Below are 12,045 nucleotides of genomic sequence, written 5' to 3' on the forward strand. Positions count from 1 at the left end.
AGGCCGAGCTTGCCGGCGACGGCGTCAAGCGGCTCGGCCCAAACGAGATCGTACATCTCGCGGCGGGTGATATGGGCAATCATGCGGATATGCGAACGACGTCAACGGGAAGCCTGCAATCTACCGCCGATCCATGACATCTCCGCCAGCCGACCAACGCCATTCACAGAAAAGGACGTCCGCGGGCAAACAAGTTTCCGGTTCGTCGCCACTGTTCACGCGGCCGTCGCTTTGATGCGTTGCCGGAGTGGGTGCAGCAGCAACATCGCACCAAACGGCACCCTTCGGATCCAAACAGTGGCCAACACTCTAGAGCACAAATCGTCCAGACAAGGAGGTCGAACAGGACTTAGATGTAGAAGCGGAACGGCAACGGCTTCTTCGGCACAGGCGGTCCGGCCGTTAGAATCTCACCGATGTCGTCGGCAAACCGAAGCGTGACAGGCAGGCCATCTGAATAGATGCACGCGTTGAAGTTTACCTTTGTCAACGCGAGGATGTCGCTAAGCACGGTATCCAGAGGCGCATCACCGAACACGATCTTGACCTTCAGCGGCGTCGGCACCTCCCGCCCTGGATACGTCCGTAGATGCGGGACATAGCCGGAGGACCAGAGGAACGCGGACCTGTTCGAGACAGGCAATGCGAGGCCGCGGAGCATCGCGCGGCGCCCATCTCGAAAAAGCTTCAGGTCGTTTGGTCGACGAATTTGGATGCCGCTGACCTTTGTTCCGGCGGGAGCCGCCTCGCGGAAGCCGGCGATTTCGTCGGGACCGAAGACGGTTCGACCATGGATGAACAACTCCTGTGGCGGCTGCCCGTCGTGCCAAAGCCGGTAAGCCTTCACGCAGTCGCGAACGATTTGAGCCGCCTGTTCGCGCGGCAAATGGAACTCTCCCGGTTTGCCGCTGGCCCACGAGCCGATCGCTCCCTTGAAGACAATCCCTTCACCGGTTTGAAGGAACATCTGCGCGCCGCAGCAGGCCTCGGCTGCGTCGCCCGGGTTGTTCGTTTTCTTGAAGACCAGACCGATGTAGCAGACGCCGTCGCGGATATCTGCGAGCGTCCAGGGCATTTCACCGGCCTTGTAATAGATTGCCGTAGCCAGATTCCACGCCACTGTGGCGTCGTCCTGCAACTGCCGCGCGGGTTTCCCAGCAACGTTCAGATGCTCATAGGGCGCGATGGTACTTTGACGAATCAGCTGCGTGACCGCCTCAGTCTCAAGAAGTTTCGCTTTCAACTGGTTATGGAAATGGTTCTCGTAAAGATGCTTCTCCGCCGCGAGATTGTAGTCGTCAAAGAGATCCCGCGCCTGCAGAGTTTGCAGCGCTTTACCATGAGAGAGATGAATGTCCGGCTGCACGACCTCGCTCTTGGGAACTGTCGATTTCGGGCGGCAAAACTTCCAAAGGTCCTCAGGAACGACGACGAACCAAACATCCGCCTTTGCATCCTCCTCGGCGTGCCACCGGATGATTTCCGTCGCGTAGATATCGACAGCCTGCCAAACGCGCTGGTGCGGGTCTGAAATGCGGATGGCGCCGTTGAGCTTGGCCGCATCGACTTCACGGACGACGCGTGGTGCGTTCGGCCAAGGCATCCGAAACGCCGCTTCAAACCCTGGAAAGGTGACAGAGCTTGTGACGTTGCTCGCCGCTGGTATGGCGTTTTGAATGCGCTTTGCCCAATCTCCAAACTGGCGAATGCCTTCTTTCGTCCCGATGACTCCATAGGTGAAGCCGCTCTTCTGCTTCGGCGGGCCAAAGAGCAGCAGCCCATCCTTGGGATCGTCGAGCAGTTGATCATGACGGAACCGCAGCGCCGGCTCCGGCACGTACATCAGGCGTGAGGGCGGAAGACGGGGGTTGCTATGCGTCATCATTATCGTCCCCCTCTTCGGCATCTTCGACCAATTCAATCTCGCGGGCCTCATCTAGGCCGCGCTCGTTATCCTCGAAGAACCGGTAGGGCGCGGTGAACGTCATAGGCTTCAGGTCCACATCAAAACCCGCGTTCTCGGCCGCCGGCAGATGGAGCTGCAACATACCGCCGGCCAACGCGGCGCAAGTCGCTAAAAGTCGATCACGCCACTCCGCATTCCACCACTGCTTACACACGCTCCTTCGCGCCCGGTGCATGCGCTCGGCCGATGACCACGGCGTCTTTCCATCGTCGGAAAAAATAACGTGATAGCGCAGCACCAGCCGGGGAAATGGGTGCAACTGCGGCGACGCGGAGATCGCGAAGTGCCAGTAGCCGTCCCGGACCTTCACCCCGTCGATCGTACGCTTGCTCTTCTCGCCGACCAACTGGCGGAAGGTTTGCTTACCGCCTCGCGGAGGCAGGAAGTGCCCACGGTTTTTTGGGAGCGCCTCATTCTCGAAGAACCAGGCGACCAGACCGCTAGCCATGTCGAACGAACATAAACCCTTCGCGGCCATTGCTCCGTTCCACGCTTGCATGAGCAGGTCGGTGACCATGTTGCTGGCGTCGAACGCGGCGATGCCCAGCGTTTCACAGCCATCTCCTACAAACTGCCGTGTGTTGAATGCCATACTCGCCCGCACCGATACGAGGGGACCAAGTGCGAGCTGTATCTCCGCCGCGTTCGCAAAGGTCATGAGTTTGTCCGAGTGCAGCCGATACGGCCGAGCGAGCTCTTGAACAGCTTGGGCAAGCTTTGATCCGGCGCAACCTAGATCGTGAAACCATAGCTCTTCGGGCTGCCGCTTCACTCGGAACCAATTCGAGTAGGCCGCCTCGTCCCCGGGCTGTACCCGCCTTCTAGTGTCGAGCGAGCGGCGATGCCATTCCGTAACACAGGCGGGCGTGGCCGACGGCGAGCGGGGTGCACCCTCGCGCTCAAGGAGTTCCAGCAGGCGACGGAAGCCGCTCGCCCATCCCTGATCGAATCGCATGAAGTTAAGATCAGAGATCCTCTTATCCATGCTCGCGAACGGGAAATCATCAAGCTTGATGGGGACGATGAAGTCCTTAATGCCAAGCTTCTCCTGCGCCTCAAGGGCAAGCCTGAGTTCACGCTGGCAGCCGGGCTTAGTCGTCGTCAGGAGCGTCGAAACGAATAGCACTCGAAAGGCGTGCTGATCGATGACTTCTTCGATATTGCGCCAGAACCGTTCGCCACCCAGCAAGCCGGTGACGTCGCACCAGACCTCATAGCCGGCACTAACGAGTTGCGCGGCTAGCCAGGTGGCGAAGGGGTTCTCTTCAGGCGTTGCATGGCTGATGAACAGCACACCGCGAACGGGTACATTGCCATTCGTCGCCTCCAACTGGCGTTCCTGTTCCGCGATTGCTCCCCCAACCTTCAAATTTCACCTCTCGCAGCAGAAGTAGCGCAGTAGGTGCCTGCGACAAGAACATAAGTAGAACACAACGGTCAAGCCCGGAAGCGCTAACTGCCAGAGAGTTTTTCCTTCCCCGTCGCTGTCGTTGGAAGGCTCCCGCCGTCGCAACCAGCAATTATATGTTCGCGTTCATACGCTGCAGCTGTACGGCGTAAAATTGGGCTACTCGGCAAGTCGAAGGAAAGGCTGATCGTGCGCGCATGCGCCAGTCACGCCTTCTTGGTCCGAAGAAAGTAGTCATTGTGGGCAATGATGCGCCATCGCAAGTTGCGAGCTCGGCTGGCGCATCACTCTCAAAGATCCCGCGCTGTGATGCGCGCATCATTCAAGATGCTCACCTAAGCCTTGCGCCCGCTGACTCAGACGAGCATGATTCCAAGGTCGTGCATGTCACCGACGACTGGCCGCTCGCCGTGCCGATCACCGCTGAAGAAGTCGATGTGATCGAGGCCTTTCTCAGGCGGGAGATCGACGCGCTGTTGAGGTGACGGTGCCGGCCAAACCGCCCAAAGGAGGACGACTCCAGCCATGAACGTCACCTTGCCGATCACCAGCCGTGCCGCCCTCTATCTCCGGGTTTCCACCACACGGCAGGCTGACGTTGACCTCTCGATCCCAGACCAGCGCCTCCAGACCGCCGCCTATTGCGAGCGGCAGGGCTGGTCGGTTGTCGCGGAGTATGTGGAGCCGGGTGCCTCTGCCATGGACGACAGCCGGCACGAATTCCAGCGGATGATCGAGCGTGCCAGCGATGACGATCGGCCGTTCGACGTCATCGTCGTCCATAGCTTCAGCCGGTTCTTCCGTGATGCCTTTGGGCTGGAGATGTATATCCGCCGCCTAGCCAAGCATGGCGTGCGGCTCGTCTCCATCACCCAGGAACTTGGCGATGATCCGGCTCAGGTCATGATGCGGCAGGTCATCGCCCTGTTCGACGAATACCAATCCCGCGAGAACGCCAAGCACGTGCTCCGGGCGATGAAGGAAAATGCCCGGCAGGGCTTCTATAACGGCTCCCGCCTGCCGCTCGGCTTCAGCCTCGAAGAGGTGGAGAAGCGCGGCCATCGCATCAAGAAGCGGATCGTCGTCGATCCGGTGGAAGCCGAGGTCGTGCGGCTGATGTTCGATCTCTACCTGCAAGGGGAAGGCACATCCGGTCCCATGGGCATCAAGGAGATCACCAAGCACCTCAACGCCAGGGGATACCGCACCCGTCTTGGAGCCCGCTATGGAGTCGGCACCATCCATGGCATCCTGACCAATCCGGTCTATGTCGGGGAATGGAGCTTCAACAAGCGCAGCTCCAAGACCGGTCAGGTGAAGCCGCAGCATGAGGTCATTCCGATCACCGTGCCGGCCATCGTGGAGCGCCGAACCTTCGATAAAGTGCAGAAGGCTCTGAGGGCAAAGAGCCCGCATAACAGCCCGCCTCGGGTGATCTCAGGTCCGATCCTGCTGACGGGGCTGGCCTATTGCGCCTGTTGCGGCAGCGCCATGACGCTGCGCACCGGCACATCGAAAAGCGGCAGGATCTATCGCTATTACAGCTGCTCCACCTCTGGTCGGGTCGGCAAGTCCGCCTGTAAGGGGCGGACGGTGCCGATGGAGAAGCTGGACCATCTGGTCACACGCCATGTGGCCGAACGCGTGCTGATGCCGGATCGTCTCGAGGCACTTCTTCAGTCCGTCCTCGATCGCCGGGTGAAAGCCGATGCCGAGGTTCAGGCGCGGATCGACGAACTCTCTCGCGACAGGACAACGGCGGAAGACAAGCTCCGGCGGCTCTATCGGTTTGTCGCCGACGGCATCGCCGAGCCGGACGACATGCTTAAGGAGCAAATCGCCAAGCTCAAGGCCGACCGGGATCGGGCGCACTCAGCGCTGGAGCGAATCGAGAATCAAGGCGCAGCCGCAAGTCGCCTCGATCCCGACAAGCTAGCCCGCTTCGGGCAGCTCATGCGCTCAAAGATCACCGAAGGCGAAGTGCCTTTCCGCAAAGCCTATCTGCGCTCACTGGTCGACGCCGTCGAAGTCGACCAGCACGTGGTGCGCATCCACGGCTCAAAGACAGTCCTGGAGAGAGCCGTACTAGCCGACCGGTTCTCCCAACCGGGTGTTCGCGGTTTTGTACGGAAGTGGCGCGCCCACGGGGAATCGAACCCCGGTTTTCGCCGTGAGAGGGCGACGTCCTGACCGCTAGACGATGGGCGCATCTAGGCAGGCGGGTCTCTTAGAGCCAATCCGCCGCCGGATCAAGCCGTCGCCGGCACACCGCTGTCGATAATTGTGTCCTGGCGTCACGGCTCGGCGGCGTAGCCGATGGTGCCGCGCGGCGCGTGGCCGCTGGCCTCGAAGAAGCGGGTCTCGACCATTCCGTCGCGCTCGATGGTGACAGCGATGAGGTCGCCGCTCGGCACCGCGGAGATCACCCGCGCGCCCTTCGGCAGCCGGATCGTGCCTTCGAAATTCACCGGCGCGCTTTTCCAGCCGGCCACAACCCTGTATCCGATGGCCCCGAACAGGGCGAGGAAGCCGAAGCCCATCAGCAGTCCGGAAAAGGCGGCGAAGCCGCGCAGCTTGCGCAGCACCCGCTCCTGAGCCGGGTCGAGCTTGTCGTCTTGGTCGGGAGAAGTCATGCGGTCACCGGCACATGAGCCGTTCGAGGAGATGGAGGACACCGCGCCGGAGGACGGCGAGGAAGGCACCGTCCGCGTCGATATCACCACCGGCCCGGATGATGAAGGCCTGAGACTCGACCGTGCGCTGGCCCGCCATCTGCCCGAGCTCAGCCGCACCCGGCTGCAGGCCCTGCTCGCGCAGGGCCGGCTCACCCGCGACGGGCGCCCGGTCATCAGCGGCTCGGGTCGGATCGCCGCCGGCGAGCACTATGTGCTCAGCGTTCCGCCGCCCGAGCCGGCCGCACCGGTGCCGCAGGAGATTCCTCTCGTCATCGTCCACGAGGACGCCGACCTCATCGTCATCGACAAGCCGGCTGGCCTCGTCGTGCATCCCGCACCGGGCAATCCGGACGGCACACTGGTGAACGCCCTGCTGTTCCATTGCGGCGACAGCCTCTCGGGCATCGGCGGGGTGCGGCGCCCGGGCATCGTGCACCGGCTCGACAAGGATACCTCCGGCCTCCTCGTGGTCGCCAAGAACGATGCCGCGCATCGGGCGCTGGCCGCCCAGTTCGCCGATCACGGCCGTTCCGGCCCGCTGGAGCGCGCCTATGTCGCCTTCGTCTGGGGAGTGCCCGCGCGGCCCTCCGGCACCGTCGACGCGCCGATCGACCGCCACCCGGTGGCGCGCGACCGCATGGCGGTGCGCGAGGGCGGGCGCTTCGCCCTTACCCACTGGCGGCGCGAGGCGGTCTATGACGATCCCGCCGGCGCGCCGGTCGCCGCGCGCGTCGAATGCCGGCTGGAAACCGGCCGCACCCACCAGATCCGCGTGCATATGGCGCATATCGGCCATCCGCTATTGGGGGATACCGTCTACGGCGTCGGCCATCGCACCAAGGCGAACCGCCTCGGGCCGGAAGCGCGTACGCACCTCGAAAACCTCGGCCGGCAAGCGCTTCACGCCGCACGGCTCGGCTTCGAGCACCCCGCCACCGGCGCCTTCATGAGCTTCGAGAGCCCGCTGCCGCCGGAGCTCGCCGCGCTTGAAACCGCCCTCGCGTCCGGGCGTTGAGCAAGACGGGCCTGCGGCTCAAGGCTTCGTGACGCGTCGAAGCGCCGAGATTGCGCATAAGATGATGAGCGCACATATTATTGGGTCGCGGCCGGCTGATTGCGACCGCGAGACCGGTTGCCCGATAATGGGGGCCGAACAGACAAGGAGGGCGCTCATGGCCCGTTCCGCTATAAGCTTTCCTTCCGCCGAGGGCGGCCTCAGCCGCTACCTGGAGGAGATCCGGCGGTTCCCGATGCTGGAGCCGCAGGAAGAGTACATGCTCGCCAAGCGCTGGCGCGAGCACGAGGACCCGGAAGCCGCGCAGAAGCTCGTCACCAGCCATTTGCGCCTCGTGGCGAAGATCGCCATGGGCTATCGCGGCTACGGCCTGCCCATCTCGGAGGTGATCTCGGAGGGCAATGTCGGCCTGATGCAGGCGGTGAAGCGCTTCGAGCCGGACAAGGGTTTCCGCCTCGCCACCTACGCCATGTGGTGGATCAAGGCCTCGATTCAAGAATACATCCTGCGTTCCTGGAGCCTCGTGAAGATGGGCACCACGGCGGCGCAGAAGAAGCTGTTCTTCAACCTGCGCAAGGCCAAGAGCCAGATCTCCGCGCTCGAGGAAGGCGACCTGCGGCCCGACCAGGTGAAGCAGATCGCCACCAAGCTCGGCGTCGCCGAGCAGGACGTGATCGACATGAACCGCCGCCTGTCGGGCGACGCCTCGCTCAACGCGCCCATTCGCGGCGACGTTGAGGGCGGTGGCGAGTGGCAGGACTGGCTGGCGGATGATCGGGACGATCAGGAGTCCGTCCTCGCCGAGCACGAGGAGATGGACAATCGCCGCAGCGCGCTGTCCGGCGCCCTCTCGGTGCTCAACGACCGCGAGCGGCGCATCTTCGAGGCGCGCCGCCTCTCGGACGACCCGATGACGCTGGAGGATCTCGCCGCCGAGTTCGGCGTCTCGCGCGAACGCGTGCGCCAGATCGAGGTGCGGGCCTTCGAGAAGGTCCAGAAGGCGGTCATCGACCGGGTGCGCGGCATGGAGAGCGCGCCGGCGGCGCGGGAGCACAGCCCCGCTGCCTGACGCCAAGCCGTCCATCATTTCAAGCGGCCGGTCCGGATTATCCGGATCGGCCGTTTCGTTATCTGTGACAGTGCGTTAGGCGCCGATTGCCTCGGCGTAACCGTCCCGCGCCGCGCCGACGCGCGCGGCGCGCACGTCATGGGCGAGCACGTCGCGTATGCTCAGCACGCCGACGAGCTGATGGTCCTCCAGAACCGGCAGATGCCGGACATGGTGGTGGTCCATCAACTCCCGCACGTGGTCGACCGTGTCGTCCATCGAGCAGGAGATCATGTTGCGCGACATGAGGTCGGCGACCTGCGCCTTCAGGGCGCCCGGCCCGCGCTCGGCGATCGCACGCACCACGTCGCGTTCGGAGAAGATGCCGACCGCGGTGTCGCCCTCCGAGCCGCAGGCATCCTTCACCACGACCGCGCCGATGCGCTCGCGGTTCAGGAGAACGGCTGCCATTTCAATCGTTTCGTTCATGCGCACGGTGGGCACGCGTGCGTTCTTGGACTTCATCAGATCCGCGACCAGCATGGCGACCTCCCTCACGGCTGCCGAGCGATGGACTACGTCGATCTCATCCTTTGGTTGAATACTGGTATGCAATACGCCAGTCGTCAACGAAATCCGTCGCGGCGCTGCAGCATGGCGGGCGCAATAAAAAAGCCGGGCGTTGCGCCCGGCTTTTGGTGTGACGTGTATCGCCCTGTCAGTGTGCGAGGTTTTTGACGATGTCCTCGACCATTTTCTTGGCGTCGGCGAAGAGCATCATGGTGTTGTCGCGGAAGAACAGCTCGTTCTCGACGCCGGCATAGCCGGCCGCCATGCCGCGCTTGATGAACAGCACGGTCTTGGCCTTCTCGACGTCGAGGATCGGCATGCCGAAGATCGGGCTCTGCGGGTCGGTCTTGGCCGCCGGGTTGGTGACGTCGTTGGCGCCGATCACGAAGGCCACGTCGGCTTGAGCGAACTCCGAGTTGATGTCCTCGAGCTCGAACACCTCGTCGTAAGGAACGTTGGCCTCGGCGAGCAGCACGTTCATGTGGCCGGGCATGCGCCCGGCGACCGGGTGGATGGCGTATTTCACCTCGACGCCTTCGGCCTTCAGCCGGTCCGCCATCTCGCGCAGCGCGTGCTGGGCCTGGGCGACCGCCATGCCGTAGCCCGGCACGATGATCACCTTGGAGGCGTTCTTCATGATGAAGGCGGCATCCTCCGCCGAGCCCTGCTTGACCGGGCGCGTCTCGACCGCTCCGCCGGCGCCGGCGGCAGCGGCGTCGCCGCCGAAGCCGCCGAGGATCACCGAGATGAAGGAACGGTTCATCCCCTTGCACATGATGTAGGACAGGATCGCGCCCGACGAGCCGACCAGCGCCCCGGTGATGATCAGCGCGGTGTTGCCCAGCGTGAAGCCGATGCCCGCCGCCGCCCAGCCGGAGTAGCTGTTCAGCATCGACACCACCACCGGCATGTCGGCGCCGCCGATCGGGATGATCAAGAGCCCGCCGAAGATGAGGCTGGCGATCACGATCAGCCAGAACACGGTGTGGCTCTCGGTGGCGGTGAGCACGCCGATCAGCACCACGATGAGCGCCGCCAGGGCGGCGTTGATGACATGGCGAGCGGGGAGCAGGATCGGCTTGCCGCTCATATTGCCGTTGAGCTTGGCGAAGGCGATCACCGAGCCGGTGAAGGTGATGGCGCCGATGGCGACGCCGAGGCTCATCTCGATCAGCGCCTGGCCGTGGATGGCGCCCGGTTCGCCGATGCCGAAGGCTTCCGGCGCATAGAGCGCGGCCGCCGCCACCATCACCGCGGCAAGGCCGACCAGCGAGTGGAACGCCGCCACCAGCTGCGGCATCTGCGTCATCGCGATGTTCTTGGCGATATAGGCGCCCGCCCCGCCGCCGATGGCGAGGCCGCCGACCACCAGCGCGAAGGCGCCGATCCCCGCCGGCGGCGAGGCCGCCAGCGTGGTGAGGATGGCGATCCCCATGCCGGCCATGCCGAACAGATTGCCCCGGCGCGAGGTCACCGGGCTGGAGAGCCCGCGCAGCGCGAGGATGAACAGCACCCCGGAGACGAGGTACAGAAGGGCCACAAGGTTGGCGTTCATGGTCCCCGCGCCCTCACTTCTTCTTGGCGTACATGGCGAGCATCCGGCTGGTCACCAGGAAGCCGCCGAAGATGTTCACCGATGCCAGGATCAGCCCGACGAAGCCGAAGCCCCGCGCCCAGCCCGTCCCCTCGGCCACGGTATCCACGCCGACCGCCAGCAGCGCGCCGACCACGATCACCGAGGAGATCGCGTTGGTGACGCTCATCAGCGGCGTGTGCAGCGCAGGCGTCACCGACCACACCACGTAATAGCCGACGAACACCGCCAGGACGAAGATGGCGAGGCGGAACACGAAGGGGTCGATCGCCCCGCCGGTGAGCCCGTGCGCCGCCGCGCCCGCCGCGCTGGCCGCCGCATCCGCATAGGCCGCCGCGGCCTCGGCCGCCTGCCGCGCCACTTCGGCCGCCGCCCGCGCCCCTTCCGCCGCCTGATCGGCGCTCGGTGTTCCCGCTGTCGCCATGGTCCTCTCCCCGATCCTTATCTGGCCGGGCCGGCGATCCCGCCGCCCGCCGCCTTGTCCTTGCTTTGCGACGGGTCGGCCGTCACCGGCCGTCCCTTTTGCTCAGTCGTTCCGGATAGCCTCGTCCCGGGCGGCCGCAGGCCGATCCGGGATCCTCGGATGCCCGGGCCGGGCCCGGGCAAAGGGCGTAGCGCGTCGGCGTCTACGCCGCGCTCGCCGCCTCAGGCTTGTCTCCAGCAGCCTTGGCGCCGCCGAAGTTCGGGTGCACCACCGCCCCGTCCCTGGTCAGCAGCGTCGCCTTCACCAGCTCGTCGTCCCACTTCACGGCGAGGCTCTTCGACCCCTTGTCGATCAGCGTCTCCAGGAAGGCGTAGAGGTTCTTGGCGTAGAGCTGCGAGGCGGTCGCCGCGAGGCGCCCCGGCACGTTGAGATAGCCGACGATCGACACCCCGTTGGCCGTCGTCACCACCTCGCCCGGCACCGCTCCCTCGACATTGCCGCCGCGCTCCACCGCGAGGTCGACGATCACCGAGCCCGGCTTCATCGCCGCCACCATCTCCGCCGAGACCAGCTTCGGCGCCGGCCGTCCGGGGATCAGCGCGGTGGTGATCACCATGTCCTGCTTGGCGATATGCGCGGCCACCAGCGCCGCCTGCTTGGCCTGGTACTCCGCCGACATCGCCTTGGCGTAGCCGCCCGCCGTCTCCGCCTGCTTGAACTCCTCGTCCTCGACCGCGATGAACTTGGCCCCGAGGCTCTCCACCTGCTCCTTGGCGGCCGGGCGCACGTCGGTCGCCGACACCACCGCGCCCAGACGCCGCGCCGTGGCGATCGCCTGAAGCCCCGCCACGCCCGCGCCCATCACGAACACCCGCGCCGCCGGCACCGTGCCGGCCGCCGTCATCATCATCGGCACCGCCCGCCCGAACACCTCGGCGGCGTCGATCACCGCCCGGTAGCCGGCAAGGTTCGCCTGCGAGGACAGCACGTCCATCACCTGCGCCCGGGTGATGCGCGGCATCAGCTCCATCGCGAACAGCGACACCCCGGTCTGCGCGATCTCACCGAGCGCCGCCTCGTTGCCGTAAGGGTCCGCAATGGCGATCACCAGCGCCCCGGGCTTCACCCCTGAGAGCTCCGCCGCCGCCGGCCGCCGCACCGCCAGCACGACGTCCGCGCCCGCAACCGCCGCCGCATTGTCCGCGACGATCACGCCCCCCGCCGCCGCGTACTCCCCGTCCAAAATCCCCGAGCGCAATCCCGCGCCCGAAGCCACAACAACCTCCCCGCCAAGCCCAACAACTCGCCGAACCGTCTCAACAGACGCACCAACCCGTGGCTCCGA

10 protein-coding genes, 1 tRNA gene and 1 pseudogene are annotated in these 12,045 nt (G+C 64.8%); 4 read left to right on the forward strand and 8 right to left on the reverse strand.

Annotated elements, in window-relative coordinates; all coding sequences use genetic code 11:
• Positions 1 to 349 precede the first annotated feature (349 nt).
• Complete coding sequence (locus U742_RS0101975; protein ID WP_197028148.1) at positions 350 to 1,882, reverse strand: argonaute/piwi family protein; 1,533 nt, start codon at positions 1,880 to 1,882, stop codon at positions 350 to 352.
• On the reverse strand, positions 1,872 to 3,296 hold the full coding sequence (locus tag U742_RS0101980) for a toll/interleukin-1 receptor domain-containing protein (RefSeq protein WP_197028149.1): 1,425 nt from the start codon (positions 3,294 to 3,296) through the stop codon (positions 1,872 to 1,874). Before U742_RS0101980 ends, U742_RS0101975 begins: the two co-directional genes overlap by 11 nt.
• A 275-nt stretch (positions 3,297 to 3,571) precedes the next feature.
• Here U742_RS0101980 and U742_RS23080 point away from each other — a divergent pair, with 275 nt between their 5' ends.
• Entirely contained in the window at positions 3,572 to 3,859 is a 288-nt protein-coding gene (locus U742_RS23080) for a hypothetical protein (protein WP_156034107.1), read from the forward strand.
• Between the two features lie 40 nt (positions 3,860 to 3,899).
• A pseudogene (locus U742_RS23745) lies at positions 3,900 to 4,949 on the forward strand (recombinase family protein); the annotation flags it as partial.
• A gap of 558 nt (positions 4,950 to 5,507) precedes the next feature.
• Here the strand turns inward: U742_RS23745 and U742_RS0101995 are convergent.
• Together U742_RS0101995 and U742_RS0102000 are read right to left on the reverse strand one after the other, a co-directional pair.
• Positions 5,508 to 5,582: transfer RNA gene (locus U742_RS0101995), tRNA-Glu, on the reverse strand.
• 86 nt (positions 5,583 to 5,668) lie between these two features.
• Entirely contained in the window at positions 5,669 to 6,007 is a 339-nt protein-coding gene (locus U742_RS0102000) for a hypothetical protein (protein ID WP_029349530.1), read from the reverse strand.
• On the opposite strand from U742_RS0102000, the gene U742_RS0102005 reads away from it, so the two are divergent.
• A complete protein-coding gene (locus U742_RS0102005) occupies positions 6,006 to 7,064 on the forward strand; it encodes an RluA family pseudouridine synthase (protein ID WP_038360333.1) in 1,059 nt (352 codons plus the stop codon). The genes U742_RS0102000 and U742_RS0102005 overlap by 2 nt on opposite strands.
• A gap of 157 nt (positions 7,065 to 7,221) precedes the next feature.
• Positions 7,222 to 8,133 carry an RNA polymerase sigma factor RpoH gene (gene rpoH, locus U742_RS0102010; RefSeq protein ID WP_029349533.1) on the forward strand — a complete coding sequence of 304 codons (912 nt, stop codon included), beginning with the start codon at positions 7,222 to 7,224 and terminating at the stop codon, positions 8,131 to 8,133.
• Between the two features lie 75 nt (positions 8,134 to 8,208).
• On the opposite strand, the gene U742_RS0102015 is transcribed toward rpoH, so the two are convergent.
• The 4 genes from U742_RS0102015 to U742_RS0102030 all read right to left on the reverse strand — a co-directional run.
• Positions 8,209 to 8,655 carry a CBS domain-containing protein gene (locus U742_RS0102015; protein ID WP_029349535.1) on the reverse strand — a complete coding sequence of 149 codons (447 nt, stop codon included), beginning with the start codon at positions 8,653 to 8,655 and terminating at the stop codon, positions 8,209 to 8,211.
• A 175-nt stretch (positions 8,656 to 8,830) separates the two neighbouring features.
• Entirely contained in the window at positions 8,831 to 10,237 is a 1,407-nt protein-coding gene (locus U742_RS0102020) for an NAD(P)(+) transhydrogenase (Re/Si-specific) subunit beta (protein ID WP_029349537.1), read from the reverse strand.
• A 13-nt stretch (positions 10,238 to 10,250) separates the two neighbouring features.
• Positions 10,251 to 10,700 (reverse strand): proton-translocating transhydrogenase family protein, encoded by a 450-nt coding sequence (locus U742_RS0102025; RefSeq protein ID WP_029349539.1) that lies wholly within the window; start codon positions 10,698 to 10,700, stop codon positions 10,251 to 10,253.
• A gap of 202 nt (positions 10,701 to 10,902) precedes the next feature.
• On the reverse strand, positions 10,903 to 12,045 hold a 1,143-nt coding region (locus tag U742_RS0102030; protein WP_051660780.1), incomplete at its 5' end, for a Re/Si-specific NAD(P)(+) transhydrogenase subunit alpha.

This window comes from Allobosea sp. 117, from assembly GCF_000702305.1.
Classification (GTDB): Bacteria; Pseudomonadota; Alphaproteobacteria; order Rhizobiales; family Xanthobacteraceae; genus Ancylobacter.